A 17,099-nucleotide genomic window follows, 5' to 3' on the forward strand; every position below is an offset into this window, starting at 1 on the left:
GTATGGCGTTTGTTTCCTTTCCTCGGCGAGCCTTCCTGCCCGTGCTGCTCTCAGTGGCGCTGACGACCTGTTCGATCAGCGACGGACTGGTGCCGCCGGCCAATGTCGACAACGGCACCAGGGTCAGTTCGATTTCGCCGTCACGGGGTGCCGCGCGCATGGCGCCGGCCGTGCGCATGGCGCCGGTGGAAAGCCAAGCGTCCTATCCGGTTTCCAGCGCTCCGATCGGCAACACGCAAGGTTCGGTCGATTATCTCGATACGCCGAACCTCGCCGGTACCGGCCATGCAGCTCGCGCGCCGCGGGCGCTGTCTGCGCCGGGGGCGCAGGGGCGAAAACTGCCGATGATCGACAGTGACGAGGCGATGGCGGCCGGCCAGTCGAACGGCAACTGGGGCGGCACACAGAACCTCGCCGTCCCGTCCGGCGGCGTCAACATGGACGATGAGCTCGGCGCCGAACCGGTCGTCGGGCTGGCGCAGGAGCAGCAACAACAAATCGCCGAGGGCAATGCTACCGAGCCGGTCGTCGACGGCATCGGCACCGACAATCCGCTTCAGGTCAACCAACCGATACGCCAGCCCCCACCACAGGCAATGCCGCAGCCGGCCGCGCAGTCGCAGATGAGCCGGGCGCCCACCTGGAGCGACGGCAGTCCGGTCACGGCACCGTCCCGCGTTCCTGAGGAGGACGAGGCCGAAGAAGTGGCGATGCTGCGGCCGAACAATCCGATGATGAGCGAGCCCGCCGCACCGGTCGACCCGAGCGTCATGCCGGCTTCCGAGCTGGCCTGCCGGCGCGAGCTGAAGCGCATGGGCGTGCTCTTCGACGAGAAGCCGCCGATCTCGCAAGGGCCGGCCTGCCAGGTGCCGTATCCGGTATCGCTGAAGGGCCTCTCCGGCAATATCGGCGTCAGGCCGGCCGTGACGCTGAACTGCCAGGTGACGCTCGCCTTCGCCAAATGGGTGAAGAACGAGCTGGCGCCGTCGGCCCGCTACCGCTACTGGAGCGGCATCAGAACGATCCAGCCGCTCGGCGGCTATTCCTGCCGGCGCATGAACAACAGCCGTCAGCGATACAATCCGATGTCGGAACACGCCCGCGGCAACGCCATCGACGTCGGCAGGTTCGTGCTGAAGAACGGCCATGAGATCGACGTGCGCAAGAAGGGCCTGTTCTCGCTGCGCGAGGGTCGGCTGCTGAAGGCGGTGCGCACCGACAGCTGCCGCTATTTCAGCACCGTGCTCGGGCCCGGCAGCAACCCGGAACACTGGAACCACTTCCACTTCGATCTGCGCTCCCGCAAGAGCGGCAAGGTCTATTGCGACTGAGCTTGTCGCATTGTCGGGCAGGGGCGCAGTCACGCCGCATGACGTCCGCCGGCAGAAAAGGGTTCATCCCGGCCGCCGGGCGCGCTATAGATCGGCGAGGCGGATTGCCGTTTGAGAGTATGATCCATGAGCTATGAGTTTCATGTCGGCCAGAAGGTGGTCTGCATCAACGACACGTTCAAACATGTCAGCATCGACCAGCTGATCCGCAAGGGCGAGATCTATACGATCCGCTGGGTGGGCGAATATACCCATTATGTCGACGGCACTTTTATCGGCGTGAAGCTCGCGGAAATCCATCGCGGCAATGATGACGGGCCGGAAGGCTACGGTGCGGCCGACATGCCCTATCGCGCGACGCGCTTCCGGCCGCTGGTGAAGGACAAAATCGCATCGCTGCGCAAGCTTTTAGCGCCGACGCCGGATGCGCCGGTCGAACCGAAGGAAAAGACCAGGAAAAAAGAGAAGGTCTGAGCGCCGCTCCGGCGCTGCAGCGGCCGACTCCCGCATTGCCTTCGGCTGTGGAGGACATCTCAACTCTCCATCTAGGGGGGGCTCCTTCCCGGACAAGATGTGAACGCGCAACCGGTCCAGCCTGCCTGCGCGGCTGGCTCAAATCTTTTAGAGAGATAAATCGTATCCGATTAAATCGGAATGGTGTTGACATCGAATTCGGCTCGGCGTATTAACACGCATCCGATTTAATCGGATACGCTAGGAATCATCAACCGAAAGGATACAACAATGACTGAGAAGCTTCTTTTCGCCGGCAAGACCCACATCGCCGGCGGTCGCAACGGCTATGCACGCAGCAGCGACGGCACGCTCGACATCAAGCTGCCGCAGCCGCATCCGGCGGCCGAAAACCTGTTCGGGGCCGCCTGGTCAGCCTGCTATATCGGTGCCATCGAGCTCGCCGCCGCGCAGCGGAAAATCACCTTGCCGGCCAGTCCCGAGGTCGATGCCGAGATTACGCTCAACGGCGATAACGGCTCCTACTTCCTGCGTGCACGACTCAATGTCAGCCTTGCAGACATCGACCGTGAGATCGCACAGGAACTGATCGAGGCGGCCCACGGCATCTGCCCTTACTCCAAGGCGGTCCACGGCAATATCGACGTCGAAACCAAGCTTATCTGAACAGGAAGGGCCGGCCTCGCGCCGTCACCTTCAAGCGGGGGTCTGCCGACGGCGGCAGACCCGTTTCTGAGTCCACAGCCCACCGATCCGGAGAACATGCCATGATCAACAGCCACGCGGAGCCGCGCCGGGCCTATGCCGAGTTTTCGCTTGTGCTCGATCCCGATGTCTACGAGCCGTTACCCGACGATTGGCTGATCGGCATCACCGATGTCGTCAGCTCGACCGCGGCGATCCGATCGGGACGTTATGAAGACGTCAATTATGCCGGCGCATCGATCATCGCCGCCCTCGGCAATGCCTGGGGTTCGTTCGATTTTCCCTTCGTGTTTCGCGGAGACGGAGCAGCCTTCGCCTTGCCGGCGAACGGCATCATGGCGGCGACATCGGCCTTGCGTGACGTCGCGGGCTTCGCCAAAGCCGAGCTTCATCTCGACTTGCGTGTCGGGCTCGTCACCGTCGGCGAAATCCGTGCCAACGGGCGCGACGTCAGGATCGCGCGCTATGCCGCCTCCGAGAGCGCGACCTATGCGATGTTTGCCGGAGGCGGGATCAAATGGGCGGAGCAGCAGATCAAGAATGGCCGCTTTCTGGTCAAGCCCGGCCGCTATGCGATGAAGCCTGACCTGACGGGCTTGAGCTGCGACTGGGCGCCGTTCCCGAGCCAGCGCGGCGAGATCCTGTCATTGTTGGTTGAGCCGCGCGACCACACGCGCCCGGAGGTCTTTGCGGCGCTGGCAAGACGCCTTCTCGCGGCTTTCGATGCCGCGCCGTGCCGGTCCCATCCGCTTTCCGGAGGGACGGGTATGGCAAGAGAGAAGCAGGTCAGCGCGAAACGCTGGTCGGAGGTCGCCTCCAATTCGGATTTCCGCAAGTTCGACGACGGCCTGCGCCTGACGCTGGACTGCGCGCCGGACCAGATCGACAGCGTCGAAGCCATGCTCGTCGCAGCGCGGGCGCGGGGCGAGATCGATTTCGGGCTGCACCGCCAGTCGCATGCGCTGATGACCTGCCTGGTGCCGTCGGGCCGGCCGGATTCACACCTGCATTTCCTCGACGGAATGGGCGGCGGTTATGCCAAGGCGGCCGAGATGATGGAGGAGGGCGCGCTTGAAGAGGTGGTTCGGCAGCGCGCGCTGTAGGGGCGCGCCACTTCCGTCATCATGCCTTTTGGTTCGTTTTCGGTCCGAGCAGGTTTAAGATCAATTCAGCAAGCTGAGGCGGCGCCAGTTCGGTTTCGCATTCTATCTCGGCGGCGGTAAACCACCTGAGCGCCGTGTGTTCATCGTCGATAAGTCGCGGAGAGTCCTGCCATCGGTCGACGTGATAGACATGGAAGGTGGCGAATGCCCCGGGCGGGCTCTCCGAAACGAACTCTCCGGCAGACAGCCAGTGCTGCGGCGTCACGCCAATTTCCTCCAGCAATTCCCGGCGCATGGCCGTCTCGGCATCTTCGCCTTCTTCGAGTGACCACCCGGCAGGCTCCACCGATCCGGGCGCGTCCTGCGCTCCGAACTTCGCCTGGCGAGAAGAACGCTGCCATTTTCAATCAATGCGCCGACTGCGATCTCGGCCATGTCACCAGGTGCCGACATGTGCCGCGATCATGATTTTTGCGGCTCCGCCTGTGCCCGTAGCAGGTTGTCGCGCAGCCGCGTCACCGATTTCTGCACGACGGGGAAATCCTCGCCGAGGCCGACGGCGTCGGTCAGGGCGGAGCCGGGATCCGTTTCCAGAAGATTGCGCCCCGCTGGCGTCAGGCTGACACGCACCTGCCGTTCGTCGGCGGGATCGCGGTGGCGGGTGATAAAGCCGACCGACTCCAGCTTCTTGAGAATGGGCGTCAGCGTGTTGGATTCAAGGAACAGTTTTTCTCCCAGCGTGCTGACCGTCTGGTCGTCCTCCTCGGAGAGGGCCACCATGGCGATATACTGGGTGTAGGTCAGGCCGAGGGCGTCCAGGATCGGCTTGTAGGCGCGGCCGAAGGCGAGATTGGCCGAATAGACCGCGAAGCACAGGAAGGTCGAAAGCTTGCGGACCTCACCGCCACTCCCGGGAGAGGCCGATGGAGACTGTTTTGCGGTTTCAGATGTGGGCATAGGTCTATCCTGTCTCGGTTGCTACCGCAATTATATATATCGCATCCGATTAAATCGCAATGGTGACGGGGTGATTTCAGGTGATTCCCCGGGCGTCGCCTACAGCAGAGCTGCTGGCGGCGGCCAGATTCGGTGTCGGACGTATCAGCCGAATTTTTCAGCACGTCGCAGTCCTTGGGCGCGGGGGACTCACTTTAAGTTCGTCTGGAGGCAATCCACGGCGCGGACGCGCCGTGACTGGATTCCCGTGACAAGCATAGGAATGAAGGAGGCGGGGCGGTCTGCTCTATCGGCCTTTGGCCCGCGTAGCCTTGCGGCGAGAGCGGATGGGCAAGTAGCCGCCACTTAGCCTTGCATGGCCGGTGCTTTCACGCGACAAAGTCCGGATGAGCATTCCCGCGACACATCCTTTCGCCTTCGATCCCACTTACGGCATGCAGCTCGACGAGCTGCTTGCGGTCGAGCCGCCGAAGGAGCCGGATGGGTTCGACCCATTCTGGGAGGCGCGGTATCAAAAGGCGCTGACGGTCGATCCGCAGCCGGCGCTTTCCCGCAGCGAGATCACCCATCCCGACTGGCACGTGCTCGACCTCGTCTATCTATCCACGGATGCGTTCCGGATCGGCGGCTGGCTGCTGCTGCCGCGGGCTGGGCGGGTGCGGCGCGGCCTGGTCGTCGGGCATGGTTACGGTGGACGCGAGCGTCCGGATTTCGACCTGCCGGTCACCGAAACCGCGCTCATCTTTCCCTGCTGCCGCGGGCTGTCGCTCAGCGCTCATCCGCCGATTTCCGAGAATCCTTCCTGGCATGTGCTGCACGATATCGACAAGAAGGATTCCTATATCATCGGCGGCTGCGTCGAGGATATCTGGCTTGCCGTCTCGACGCTCGTTGCGCTCTATCCCCGGCTGTCAGGGCATATCGGCTATAGCGGCATCAGCTTCGGCGGCGGTGTCGGGGCGATGGCGATCGCCTATGATGACCGCATGGACCGCGGGCATCTGGCGCTTCCGAGCTTCGGGCACCAGCCGCTGCGCCTCAAGTTGCCGAGCGTCGGCAGCGCGCAAGGGGTGCAGGAATATCAGGCAAAACATGGAGACGTGCTGGAAACGCTGCGTTTCTACGATGCGGCGACAGCGGCGCGGCGGATCAAGGTGCCGATGCTGACGGCGGTCGCGCTTTTCGATCCCGCCGTCGCGCCGCCCTGCCAGTTCGCTGTCGCCAATTCGATACCGAAATTTAATGAAATCTTCATCCTGGACGCCGGGCATTTCGACTACCCTGGAAGTGCTGAGCAAGAGGCGGTTCTCCGCGACAAGATCGGACAGTTTTTCAGGGTGTCATGAACCGCGAATATCTGCGCTGGTACAGTCAGCGTCTGCATCGAGACATGGAGATGCTGGTGTTCGGCCATGCCGGCGCCAAGGTGCTGGTTTTCCCGACGCGGGAAGGGCGCTTTTTCGAATATGAGCAGCTCGGCCTGGTCGCAAGCCTTGCAGACAAGCTGCAGGCCGGCCATCTCCGGCTCTATTGCATCGAGGGCCTGGCGGCAGACAGCCTCTACGGCTTCCATCGGCATCCGGCCGAGAGCATCCGCCAGGCATGCGGCGCTGGAGGATTATATCCTCAACGAGGTGCTGCCGCTGATGGCGGCGAAGAATTCGCATGACTGCACCATTGTGCATGGATGCAGCCTCGGCGCCTTCCAGGCGGCGAGCCTCGTCTTCCACCACCCGCATCTCTTCCGCAAGCTTGTCGCCTTTTCCGGGCGCTACGACCTGACGATGAAGGTGGAATCCTTCGGCGACCTGTTCGACGGCTATTACGACGACAGCGTCTATTTCCACACGCCAACACATTTCCTGCCCGGCCTCGGCGCCGACTGGCGGCTCGACAGGCTGCGCGAGATCGACATCGTGCTGACCATCGGCGATGCCGATCCCTTCCTCGCCAACAATCGCTATCTCAGCCGGCTGCTGGGCGAGAAGAATATTCGCCATCAGCTGCATGTCTGGGACGGCCGCGCTCATCGCGCCGGCGCCTGGCGGAAGATGGCGCCACTTTACATCTGAATACTGTCGGTCACGGCCAATATAAAGCCGCCGTTGCCACCGGCGCGTCCCAGAGCGAGCGCTCCTCGTCAGTCAGCAAAGCGAGAGTAACGGACAGTCCCTGCATGTCGAGGGAAGTGACGTAGTTTCCAACAAGCGAGCGCTCGATCGGGATGCCGCTCTCCTCGATGAACCGGCGGGCACCGTTATAGGCGAGGTAAAGTTCGGCCGGCGGCGTGCCGCCGAGGCCGTTGACGAAGAGCAGCGCCCGGGCGCCCGGCGCCGCGGCGATGTCACTGATGATCGTCTTGCAGAGATGGCCGACGATGGCGTCGGCGGTGGCGAAGGGCTGCCTGGCATGGCCGGGCTCGCCATGGATGCCGACGCCCATTTCCATCTCGCCGGGTTCGAGCGCAAACGTCGTGCGCTCGGTCTGCGGCACCGTCACGCCGTTCAGCGCCACCCCCATCGAGCGGATGCGTGTGTTCAACCCTTCGCCGAGCTGCTTCAGCTCGTCAAGCGACATGCCGCGTTCGGCCGCAGCACCCAGGATCTTTTCGACGATCAGCGTTCCGGCGACGCCCCGACGGCCTCGGCTTTCGCCTGTTCTCGACGTTTCGATATCATCACTGACGATGACCATGTCGAGGCGGTGGCGCTCGCCAGCCATCTCGATCGCCATTTCGAAATTCATCAGATCGCCGTCGTAATTCTTGACCACGAGCAGGCAGCCGGCGCCGGTATCGGCTGCTTCGATGGCGGCAATGATCTGGCCCGGCGTCGGCGAGGTAAAAATGTGGCCGACACAGGCGGCGTCCAGCATTCCGTGGCCGACGAAGCCGATATGCATCGGTTCATGGCCGGCGCCGCCACCTGATATGAGCGCCACCTTGCCCGATGTAAGATGGCGGCGGCGGATGAATCTGCGCTCCGGCCCGAACATCACGAAAGTCTCATGGGCGCGCACGAAGCCTTCGACGCTTTCGGCGACCATGGTTTCCGCAGTGTTCATGAACTTCTTCATCAAGCCCCTCCCAAGGCCAAGGGCATTACGTTACGTCAAGCATGTCACTCGTCATTCCGCACCGATATCGCGACGATCTTCTGCACCAGATCGGAGATCGCCTCTTCCAGCAGGCGGTTTTTCCTGTCGTCGCCGAAATCCGGCACCATCAGCGACAGGTGCCGCAATTTCTCGGAGTGGCCGAGATCCGGCAGCTTGCCAGGATGGGCGGCCTGATAGGCTTCGAGGAAGCGTTCCTCCTCAGTGGCGCTGAAATGGCAGACGCGGACGATCGTCGCGAGATGGCGCGCCGGCAGCGGCGTCGCATAGGTCGGGCTGGTGATCTGGGTGACGAAGCTTCGGTGTTTTCCAAGTGCCGTTGCCAGGCGCTGGCGCGTGCCCGAAGGCCTGTTGTCGATGATCTGCGCCAGAATGGACTTGTAGGCAATAATGGCGTCTTCGGTGTCTTCGCGCGCCATCCTACTCTCCGGCTGCCCTTGTGCCATCGGCGTTGAGCCCGATGATCGCCGATCTTATCGCGGGACGCCGGGCCGGCGCCACGGAAAAATGCCTGAGGCCGGCGGCGAGCAGTCCCGGCAGATAGCCGGGGTCGCCGGCCATGTCGCCGCAAATGCTGACCGGCTTGCCGGCGGCGAGCTTCACCGCCTGGGCAATCAGCCGGAGCACGGCGGGGGCTGCCGTGGCGGCATCGGCATCGATGTCGTCACGGGCGGAGGCGGCAAGATATTGCGTGAGATCATTGGTCCCGAAAGAAAAGAATGAAGCCGACCCAAAGGTGTCGAGCATCAACGCGGCTGCCGGCACCTCCACCATCATTCCGATCGGCGGCATTCGGTGAAGCAGGCCACGGCGGCCGAGCTTTTCGGCTTCTTCGCGAAACAGCTCGCGCATCCTGTCGATCTCGTCGGGCAAAGTCACCATCGGCAGCATCACCGAAAGCCTGCCGAAGACAGCGGCGCGTAGCAGGGCGCGGGCCTGGACGCGGGCGATTTCAGGCCAGGCAAGCAGCAGCCGGATGCCGCGCAGACCCGAGGCCACGGCAGGCAGATCTTCAAGGCCGGGGAGCGGCTTGTCAGCGCCAATGTCAAGCATTCTAATGCTCACTGGCCTGTCGTCCGCCTGTTCCAGCACGCGGCGATAGATCGCCAGCTGCCGTTCCTCGTTGGCAACATCGGCGATCGAGGTGACCGAAAATTCCGAGCGCATAAGGCCGACGCCTGCCGTTGCCGGATCCAGCGCGCCGATCTCGGCGGGATCGTTGATGTTGATGGAGATGAGGATCGGCACGCCGTCCGCCGTGCGTAGCTCGCCGCTTTCGGTTTGCCTGTCGGCGGGGGGAGTTCGTGCAGGCACCGGCGATGGGATCAGCATGCCGCCCGCCTTGAGGAAGACCGCACCGGCGTCGCCGTCCACCCTCACCGGATCTCCGTCCACGGCGGAAAAGCGGCCCGTGCCGACCACCATCGGCACGGACTTCGCCCGCGCGAGCATAGCGACATGACCGGCGATGCTGCCAGAGAAGAGCGCGATGCCACCGCCTTTCGACCAGTCATGGGCGAGAAAGCGGCTCGGCTCCATGTCCTTGCCGACAAAGACGGAGCCTGGCGGGAAATCGGCGGTCGGGGTGCCGGAGAGCGCATCGAGCACACGATTCTTGATGTCGAGAATATCGACGGCACGCGCCCGCATCTGCTCTTCGTTGGCCGTTTCGAGTTCAGCGATATAGGCATCCAGAGTGGCGACCCAGGCAAAGACGACGTTCTGGTCCTCTTCCATGCGTGCGCCGGTCGCTTCGGCGATGCTGGGATCGCGCAGTACCTCGATTTGGAAATCGATGATATCGCGGCTTTCGGCGTCGGCCCCCTCGGCAAGCCGCTCAAGCTCGCCGATCGAGATGTCGATCGCCTTCTCCAGCGCGCCGTATCCGCCGGCGGTCTGGGGCGCACGACCAGCACCCGACCGCTCGGCCAGAAAGGCCGGGCCGGATGCGATGCCCGGGGATGCGCTCTTTGCTCTCAGCCTAAGCGGTTCGGCCATGTTTTTTTTCCTCATCGAAGTTGCGCTCGATGAGTTCCTTCAACGCGCGGATCGCCTCTTCGGCGAGGATGCCGTTGGCGCGGATCCTGAGGATCGAACCTTTGCGGATTCTCGCGCCCATGATCTTGATGATGCTCTTGCCGTTCAGCCAGACATCGCTGCCGTTGACTGCGATCTCGATCGAACAGGGGAAGGATTTGGCAAGCCGCGTGAAGGTGACCGACGGGCGGGCATGCAGCCCCACGCCATGCTTGACTTCCACCTCCGTCTGGCAGTTCACCTTAGATGGCTCGGGCAATGGCTCGGGCTCCTGTTTTTCTATTCGCAATCCGCTGGTCATCAGGGGGACAGCTCCTCGGCTGTAGCGACGACCTTGGCCAGGGACGCGCCACCCGACGCTTCGGCGGCAGCGATGACGGCTCCCTCGACCAGCGGCGCGTTGCAGATGGAGACGAGGCCCGAGCGGGGAAGCCCCAGCATTTCGATCGCCATCTCGCTGTTGGTTTCGGCGCCGCCGAGATCGACGAAGACGGCAACGCCGGCATCGGACCAGGCGGCCTCGATCGCTCTCAGGATGCCGCCGGCATCGGTGCCGAGTTCGCCATCGACATTGCCGCCGGACCAGGAGAGCGGCACGCAGTCGCCGACCATCTGCCGCACCATGTCGGCGATACCCCTGGCCACCAGCGGCGAGTGGGAGACGATCACGATACCCACATTTGCGGTCTTTCCATTCATTCCGGACGATGCTCCCCGAGATAGCGGCAGATCGCCGTGGTTAGCAGCGCGCAGCTCGACGCTCCGGGATCGACATGGCCGATCGAACGTTCGCCGAGATAGGCCGCGCGGCCGCGCATTGCCTTCATGTCGGCAGTGCGGCTGGCGGAGCGTTCGGCCTTGCGGGCAATGTCACCGAGTGGAGACCGAGCCTCCAACTCGGCATGCACAGGATAGAGCACGTCGAGCAGCGTCTTGTCGCCGGCATGCGCGCGCCCGCGCCTTGCGACGGCATCGATCGCCTTTTTCAGCACCAGCGAAAAATCGGCCTTTTCCTCGCTTTTGCGAAGCTCACGGCCGATTTCCATCAGCAGCGTGCCGTAGAGCGGGCCGGCCGCACCGCCGACACTCATGACAAGCGTCAGGCCGATCTTTTCCACGGCGTCAGCGAAGGGCAGGCTGGACAGGCTTTCGCCTTCGGCGCTCACCGCCTCGCAGCCGCGCCGCATGTTGGTTCCGTGATCGCCATCGCCGATGGCACGATCGAGCGCGCAAAGGTGATCGGTGTTTTCCGCGATCGTCGCGCGGCACACCTCGATCAATCCCGCAACAAGCATCGGTTCCGCCTGCACTGTCATCCTCCCTGTCGTCGCATCTCCCGCGCGGCTCTCAAACCTTACTCCGGTCAGGCGAGGCTTGCCACCACGCCGAATGCGCCGGCAACCGCGACGGCACCGGGATCGGCAACGCCAAGTAGATCTCTTTCGCCGACATAGGAGGCGCGTCCGGCGCCGGCCTTCGTCATCGCCTTGGTCGATTCCGCACCCGCTGCCGCAGCTCTGGCCGCCGCGGCGAGATCGCCGGAGGCGAGCGCCTGCAGGGCAGGCGACAGCGCATCGACCATCGTCCGGTCGCCGACTGCGGCTCCGCCATAGAATGTCATCCTGTCCAGCCCGGCAAGGAGGGCTGCCGATAAATCGGCTCTGTCGGCCATGGCCTTCGCGGCAGCGGTGAAGAAGATCGACAGCAGCACGCCGCTCGATCCGCCCATGCTGGCGCCGAGGATATCGCCGAGCGAGGCAAGTGTTGCCGCCGGCCGGTCGAGCGGCAGCGTGTCGAGGCGAGCAAGCACGCTGCGGGCGCCTGACGCCACCGTCGAGCCGGTGTCACCGTCGCCGACGCGGCCGTCCAGCCGGTTGAGTTCGCTTTCCCGAGAGATAAGATGCTCGCAGAGCGCCGTGATCAGGCGGCGGTTGCGGGCGTTCTCCCCGGCCGCAGCCGCGCCGTTCAAGCCGGCAGCCGTCCTCGGTGCGGCGATGATCCGGATCTCGTGGCGTTCGACCGCCGGCATCCAGGCATGCGGCTCGACCGCCGCCATCAGCGCCGCATCGCGAGCGTCATCCAGCCGAATCAGCGACAGCGAGAAACCCTTCATGTTGAGCGCGGTCATCATCGGCCCCGGGCCGATGATCAGCCGGACGCGGCGGCCAAGCGGCGAGGACAGCACGGCATTGGCAATCACAGCCATTTCGAGCGGCGGCACCGCGCCGAGATTGTTGATGAGGAGGGCATGGCTTTCCCCCTCGCGCAGCGCAGGCGACAGGCGCGCCACCATGGTGGCGACGATATCTGCGACCGGCTGCAGCGTGATGCGCTCGACGCCAGGCTCACCGTGGATGCCGAGGCCGAGTTCGCCTTCGTTCTCGCCGAGGCGGTCCTCATGCGCCTGGCCAGGCACGCTGCAGGTGGAGAGAGACATGCCGAGCGACACGATGTCGCCGGCAGCAGCAGCGGCATGGGCCGCGACCGTCTTCAGGTCGTCGCCCCTTTCGGCGTGGTAGCCCGATATCTTATGAACGAACAGCGTGCCGGCGACGCCACGCGGCTGGTTGATACCGGGAATGGCGATATCGTCGGCAACGATGACCATCTCGACATCGAAGCCCTCGGCGCGCGCCTTTTCGGCGGCAAGGCCGAAATTCAGGCGGTCGCCGGTATAGTTCTTGACGATCAGCAGGGCGCCTTTTGGTCCAGTGACGGCGCGGATCGCCGTCAGCACCGCATCGACGCTCGGCGAAGCGAAGATTTCGCCGGAGACGGCCGCCGTCAGCATGCCCTTGCCGACGAAGCCGGCATGGGAGGGCTCATGGCCTGCGCCGCCGCCCGAGATGATCGCCACCTTCGACTTGTCCCAATCCGCGCGCAGGATGACCTTGATATCGGGGAAGCTGTCGAGGCGGGCGAGACGATCGTTGCTGCTCGTCAGAAGCAGACCATCCAGAGCTTCGGTGACGATGTTTTCCCTGCGGTTGAAGAAGTGTTTCATCGATTGAGACCCGTCTGTTTGTTTCTTCATGCCATCGTCACGTCTGTTTGCCGGTCAGGACAGGCGCTGTCCAGCCGCATCGAAATAAAGGGGATCGCGCAACGCCAGACTGATCCGGTCGCCCGGCGCGATCGCCAGATATGGATCAGCAAGTGTAACGAGCTTGTGATCGCCCGCCCTGATATGCAGATGGTTCTGGTCGCCGAGATGTTCGATCCAGTCGATCTCGGCATTGGCTTCCTTGCCGACGGTGATGTCGAGATGCTCGGTACGGGCGCCGACCGTCTTCGTGCCGGCCGGCGGCTTGCCGCCCGGAAGCAGGTCCGCCGGCAGAAAGTTGATATGCGGTTGGCCGAGGCGGGCGGCGACATGCAGGTTGGCGGGATTGCCGTAGATCTCGCGCGGCGTTCCCACTTGCATCAGCTGGCCCTCGGCGAGGATGCCGATGCGGTCAGCCATCGTCATGGCTTCCACCTGGTCGTGGGTCACATAGAGCAGTGTCGAGCCCAGCTCCTTCTGGATGCGCTTCAGCTCCAGGCGCAGTTCGGCGCGCAGCTTGGCGTCGAGCGAGGAGAGCGGCTCGTCCATCAGATAGATCGCCGGCCGGCGCACCAGCGCGCGGCCGATAGCGACACGCTGCATCTCGCCGCCGGAAAGCCTGGTCGAGCGGTTCTCCAGCTTGTGGTCGATCCTGACCATGCGCGCGACCTCTCGCACGCGCCGGTCGATCTCCTCCGCGCTCAGCTTGCGGACCGGCGCCTTCAGCGGGAAGGCGAGGTTCTCGTAAACCGTCATGTGCGGATAGAGCGAATATTGCTGGAAGACGAAGGCGACATCCCGTTCGGCGGGCGCTTCGGCCGCGACGTTGCGGCCGCCGATCTCGATGCGGCCGCCATCTGGCTTTTCGAGGCCGGCGATCAACCGCAGGGTCGTCGTCTTGCCGGCGCCGGTGGGACCGAGCAGCACGACGAATTCGCCGTCGCGGATCGACAGATCGAGATCGGACAGAGCCTGGGTATCGCCGAAGTGCTTATTGAGGTTTCTGAGGACGACATCAGCCATTCCGGGTCTCCTGATAGAGCTGGGAGGGTACCGCGCGGCCCGACGTGCAGTCGAAGAGCGCGAGTTTTGCCGGGTTGAATTCAAGGCCGACTGTCTCGCCGATCCGGAAGCTGCGATTGGCGGGAACGCGGGCCTTGATCAGGCCGCCCTGGGTTTCCACGGCCACGACCTGGTTGGTGCCGAGATATTCGCTGCCGTAGACGGCGCCGCGCAGCCGCGAGGCGTCGCTGAAGCGGATATGCTCCGGCCGCACGCCGAGCGCCAGCTCGCTTTGGGCCATGTCCTGATGGATCTCCGGAACGGCGACATCGACGCCGTCGAGCAGGATGGAGCGGTCACCGCTTTTCAGGCCCGAGATGAAGCGCATGAAGTTCATCGGCGGCGAACCGATGAAATCGGCGACATACATCGTAGCCGGCTTGGCGTAGATTTCCTGCGGCGTGCTGAACTGCTCGATGACGCCATGGTTCATCACGGCGATCTTATCGGCCATCGCCATTGCCTCGTGCTGGTCGTGTGTGACGTAGACGGTGGTGGCGTGGATGCGGTTGTGCAGTTCGCGCAGCTCGTGAACCATGATCTCCCGGAACTCGGCGTCAAGCGTGCCGAGCGGCTCATCCATCAGGAAGCATTTCGGCCGGCGGACGATAGCGCGGCCGAGCGCTACGCGCTGCCGATCGCCGCCGGCAAGCCCTGAGACCGAACGATCGAGGATATGGTCGATCTGCAGCAGGCGGGCCGTCTCTTCGACTCGCTGACGGATCTCGGCTTTGGGCATGCCCTGCGACAGCAGCGGGAAGCCGATATTTTTGCGCACGTTCATATGCGGGTAGAGCGCAAAGAGCTGGAAGACGAAGGCGATGTCGCGGGCGCTGGCGCGGTTGAAGGTGACGTCCTCGCCATCGAGATAGATCCTGCCGCTTGTCGGCAGTTCGAGCCCCGCGATCATACGAAGCGTCGTCGTCTTGCCGCAGCCGGAAGGCCCGAGCAGCGCCAGGAACTCGCCGTCATGGACGGTGAAGCTCGAATCCTGAACGGCGACGAAGCTGCCGAATTCCTTGCGGAGATTTTCAATACGGATGTCCGCCATGGTTCACTCCGGGAACTTCGAAACGATGATGAACATCACGGTACCCAAGAGCAGGGTCACCAGCGAATAGGTGTAGAGCACCAGCAGGAAGGGCTGGAACAGCATCAGGAAACCGAGCCCGATCAGCACGGTTGCGATGTTTTCCATCGGGCGGCGGCGCAGAAAGAATGACCGTTTCGGGCGGGCAGGGGTGCGGGTGCGTGTTTCGATCAGGTGGCTCATTTGCGGACGGCTCCGAAGGTGATGCCGCGCAGCAGCTGCCTGCGCAATAAAATGGTGAAGACGAGGATCGGGATCAGGAAGATCGTCGTGCCGGCGGCAACGGCCGGCCAGTCCTGCCCGCCTTCGCCGATGATCGTCGGGATGAAGGGCGGTGCGGTCTGGGCCTCGCCCGAGGTCAGCAGGGCGGCGAAGGCATATTCGTTCCAGGCAAAGATGAGGCAGAAGATCGCGGTCGCTGCGATGCCGGTGGTTGCCTGCGGCAGCACGACCTTGCGGAAGGCCTGCAGCCTGGTATAGCCGTCGATCATGGCCGCTTCCTCGTATTCGCGCGGGATCTCGTCGATGAAGCCTTTGAGCAGCCAGACGGCGAGCGAGACGTTGACGGCAGTGTAGAGCAGGATCATGCCCAGGGCCGTGTCCGACAGGCCGAGCTCGCGGTACATCAGGTAGACCGGGATGGCGACGGCGATCGGCGGCATCATTCGCGTCGACAGGATGAAGAACAGCAGGTCGTCGGCGAGCGGGATCTTGAAGCGGGAGAAGCCATAGGCGGCGAGCGTGCCGAGGAAGACTGCGAGGAAGGTGGAGCCGAAGGCGATCACCAGCGAATTGACGAAGCGCGGCAAGAAATTCGACGGACCGGCGATAACCATGTTGCGCTTGCGCGTCACCTCATCACAGGCGCCGACCGGAGCCGGCAGCGAAGCGATATAGTCAGGGGTCTGCCGGGTGCGCGTCGTGAACAGGTTGCAATAGCCTTCGAGAGACGGCGTGAAGACGATCTTCGGAGGATAGCTGATCGAATCCGGCGGCGACTTGATGCTGGTCAGGAAGATCCAGACGAGCGGGATGAGGGTGATCAGCGCGTAGAGCACGACGATCGTCCCGGCGATGCGTTTGCTGGACAGGCTCGGTACGACGACCGAATGGGCGGAGTTGGCGGCGCTCATCGTTGCTTCACCTTGTTCAATGCCTTGACATAGATGTTGGCGAGGCCGAACACCGCGACGAAGAGGACGATGGCGAAGGCCGAAGCCCGGCCGGTCGCCCAGCTTTCAAAGGCGGCGCGCTTCAGCGTGATCGAGGCTACCTCGGTGACCGAACCCGGCCCGCCGCCGGTGAGCAGCGTCACCATGTCGAACATCTTGAAATTCTCGATGCCGCGGAAGAGCACGGCGAGCATGATGAAGGGCAGGGCCATCGGCACCGTGATCGACCAGAATTGGCGCCATGGCGAGGCACGGTCGACCTCTGCCGCCTCGTAGATATAGTCGGGGATCGAGCGCAGGCCGGCGAGGCAGATCAGCATCACATAGGGCGTCCACATCCAGGTATCGACGATGATGATTGCCCAGGGCGCCAGTGTGACGTTGCCGAGCATCTGGATATCTGAGGTCGGAACGCCTGATACCAGCGAGACGGCATAGGCGAAGAGCCCGATCTGCGGCTCGTAGAGAAAGCGCCAGAAATTGCCGACCACGGCGGGCGACAGCATCATCGGGATCAGGATGATCGTCGTCCAGAAGGCATGGCCGCGGAACTTGCGGTCGATGAGATATGCGAGTGTAAAGCCGATCACCGTCTGCAGCACGATCGTCCAGAAGACGAAATGCGCAGTGGTCTGCATCGCCTGCCAGATATCGGGATCGTTGAGAACGCGTTCGTAGTTTCCAAGGCCGACGCCCTGGACCGGCGCATTGGGCCGGTTGGCGCGGTAATTGGTGAAGGAGAGATAGACCGCCCAAAGCAGCGGGAAGATATTGATCGCCAACAGCAAGGTGATGGCCGGCGCAATGAACAGCCAGGCGATCGCCCTGTCGGAGAGGCCGCGAACGCGCCTGGCGACCGAGACCGGCGTTGCCCTTGCTGTCGCATCGGCCGCCTTCTCGACAATGGAGGAATGGGAAATGGTCAATTTTTCACCCGGTCTATAGGGATACGGAAGATCTGGCGGCCCGGCTCGTCTGCCGATCCGGGCGCCATCCTAGTCAGGATGGCGC

Annotated in this window: 18 protein-coding genes and 2 pseudogenes; 6 read left to right on the top strand and 14 right to left on the bottom strand. The window is 63.5% G+C overall.

Translation table 11 applies throughout. From position 1 onward, the window contains the following. Positions 1–2: 2 nt before the first annotated feature. From C4N04_RS18370 to C4N04_RS18385, 4 genes are all read left to right on the top strand, one after another. On the top strand, positions 3–1,331 hold the full coding sequence (locus C4N04_RS18370; RefSeq protein ID WP_106796685.1) for an extensin family protein: 1,329 nt from the start codon (positions 3–5) through the stop codon (positions 1,329–1,331). A 126-nt stretch (positions 1,332–1,457) separates the two neighbouring features. Then, positions 1,458–1,805, top strand: a complete 348-nt coding sequence (locus C4N04_RS18375) for a hypothetical protein (RefSeq protein ID WP_008535048.1) — start codon at positions 1,458–1,460, stop codon at positions 1,803–1,805. 270 nt (positions 1,806–2,075) lie between these two features. Beyond that, entirely contained in the window at positions 2,076–2,471 is a 396-nt protein-coding gene (locus tag C4N04_RS18380; RefSeq protein ID WP_039620462.1) for an Ohr family peroxiredoxin, read from the top strand. A gap of 101 nt (positions 2,472–2,572) precedes the next feature. Further along, positions 2,573–3,613 (top strand): DUF3095 family protein, encoded by a 1,041-nt coding sequence (locus C4N04_RS18385; protein ID WP_106796686.1) that lies wholly within the window; start codon positions 2,573–2,575, stop codon positions 3,611–3,613. Between the two features lie 19 nt (positions 3,614–3,632). On the opposite strand, the pseudogene C4N04_RS18390 reads toward C4N04_RS18385, so the two are convergent. Together C4N04_RS18390 and C4N04_RS18395 are read right to left on the bottom strand one after the other, a co-directional pair. Then, positions 3,633–4,048 (bottom strand): annotated as a pseudogene (locus tag C4N04_RS18390) (NUDIX domain-containing protein). Positions 4,049–4,075: 27 nt separating this feature from the next. Beyond that, the gene (locus C4N04_RS18395; RefSeq protein ID WP_038689573.1) at positions 4,076–4,570 is read right to left on the bottom strand and encodes a MarR family transcriptional regulator; all 495 of its coding nucleotides are present in this window, start codon (positions 4,568–4,570) and stop codon (positions 4,076–4,078) included. 386 nt (positions 4,571–4,956) lie between these two features. Between C4N04_RS18395 and C4N04_RS18400 the strand changes: the two genes are divergently transcribed. Then, the gene (locus C4N04_RS18400) at positions 4,957–5,916 is read left to right on the top strand and encodes an acetylxylan esterase (RefSeq protein ID WP_106796687.1); all 960 of its coding nucleotides are present in this window, start codon (positions 4,957–4,959) and stop codon (positions 5,914–5,916) included. Beyond that, a pseudogene (locus C4N04_RS18405) lies at positions 5,913–6,642 on the top strand (alpha/beta hydrolase-fold protein). The gene C4N04_RS18400 and the pseudogene C4N04_RS18405 overlap by 4 nt, the downstream one beginning before the upstream one ends. 10 nt (positions 6,643–6,652) lie before the next feature. Here C4N04_RS18405 and dhaK read toward each other — a convergent pair. From dhaK to C4N04_RS18465, 12 genes are read right to left on the bottom strand one after another with little or no spacing between them, the layout of a single operon-like run. Further along, the gene (dhaK, locus tag C4N04_RS18410) at positions 6,653–7,645 is read right to left on the bottom strand and encodes a dihydroxyacetone kinase subunit DhaK (RefSeq protein ID WP_009983281.1); all 993 of its coding nucleotides are present in this window, start codon (positions 7,643–7,645) and stop codon (positions 6,653–6,655) included. 44 nt (positions 7,646–7,689) lie between these two features. Continuing rightward, positions 7,690–8,103 carry a hypothetical protein gene (locus C4N04_RS18415; protein WP_077989359.1) on the bottom strand — a complete coding sequence of 138 codons (414 nt, stop codon included), beginning with the start codon at positions 8,101–8,103 and terminating at the stop codon, positions 7,690–7,692. A 1-nt stretch (position 8,104) separates the two neighbouring features. After that, positions 8,105–9,682: a putative PEP-binding protein gene (locus C4N04_RS18420; RefSeq protein WP_106796688.1), complete on the bottom strand. Its 1,578-nt coding sequence runs from the start codon at positions 9,680–9,682 to the stop codon at positions 8,105–8,107. Beyond that, positions 9,666–10,022, bottom strand: a complete 357-nt coding sequence (locus tag C4N04_RS18425; RefSeq protein WP_077989357.1) for an HPr family phosphocarrier protein — start codon at positions 10,020–10,022, stop codon at positions 9,666–9,668. The genes C4N04_RS18420 and C4N04_RS18425 overlap by 17 nt, the downstream gene beginning before the upstream one ends. Continuing rightward, positions 10,022–10,420 carry a dihydroxyacetone kinase phosphoryl donor subunit DhaM gene (gene dhaM / locus C4N04_RS18430; RefSeq protein ID WP_009983349.1) on the bottom strand — a complete coding sequence of 133 codons (399 nt, stop codon included), beginning with the start codon at positions 10,418–10,420 and terminating at the stop codon, positions 10,022–10,024. Before dhaM ends, C4N04_RS18425 begins: the two co-directional genes overlap by 1 nt. Further along, entirely contained in the window at positions 10,417–11,037 is a 621-nt protein-coding gene (gene dhaL / locus C4N04_RS18435; protein WP_077989356.1) for a dihydroxyacetone kinase subunit DhaL, read from the bottom strand. Before dhaL ends, dhaM begins: the two co-directional genes overlap by 4 nt. 47 nt (positions 11,038–11,084) lie before the next feature. After that, positions 11,085–12,725 (bottom strand): dihydroxyacetone kinase subunit DhaK, encoded by a 1,641-nt coding sequence (locus C4N04_RS18440; protein ID WP_106796689.1) that lies wholly within the window; start codon positions 12,723–12,725, stop codon positions 11,085–11,087. 54 nt (positions 12,726–12,779) lie between these two features. Then, positions 12,780–13,787 (bottom strand): ABC transporter ATP-binding protein, encoded by a 1,008-nt coding sequence (locus C4N04_RS18445; RefSeq protein WP_077989354.1) that lies wholly within the window; start codon positions 13,785–13,787, stop codon positions 12,780–12,782. After that, positions 13,780–14,877, bottom strand: coding sequence for an ABC transporter ATP-binding protein (locus C4N04_RS18450; RefSeq protein WP_106796690.1), 1,098 nt, complete (start codon positions 14,875–14,877; stop codon positions 13,780–13,782). Before C4N04_RS18450 ends, C4N04_RS18445 begins: the two co-directional genes overlap by 8 nt. Before the next feature lie 3 nt (positions 14,878–14,880). Then, entirely contained in the window at positions 14,881–15,099 is a 219-nt protein-coding gene (locus tag C4N04_RS18455; RefSeq protein ID WP_064682447.1) for a hypothetical protein, read from the bottom strand. Beyond that, positions 15,096–16,049 carry a carbohydrate ABC transporter permease gene (locus C4N04_RS18460; RefSeq protein WP_077989352.1) on the bottom strand — a complete coding sequence of 318 codons (954 nt, stop codon included), beginning with the start codon at positions 16,047–16,049 and terminating at the stop codon, positions 15,096–15,098. The genes C4N04_RS18455 and C4N04_RS18460 overlap by 4 nt, the downstream gene beginning before the upstream one ends. After that, positions 16,046–17,014 (bottom strand): sugar ABC transporter permease, encoded by a 969-nt coding sequence (locus C4N04_RS18465; protein WP_086156243.1) that lies wholly within the window; start codon positions 17,012–17,014, stop codon positions 16,046–16,048. The genes C4N04_RS18460 and C4N04_RS18465 overlap by 4 nt, the downstream gene beginning before the upstream one ends. Between the last annotated feature and the right edge of the window lie 85 nt (positions 17,015–17,099).

Origin of the sequence: Rhizobium sp. H4, assembly GCF_003013335.1 — a bacterium.
Classification (GTDB): domain Bacteria; phylum Pseudomonadota; class Alphaproteobacteria; order Rhizobiales; family Rhizobiaceae; genus Rhizobium; species Rhizobium sophoriradicis.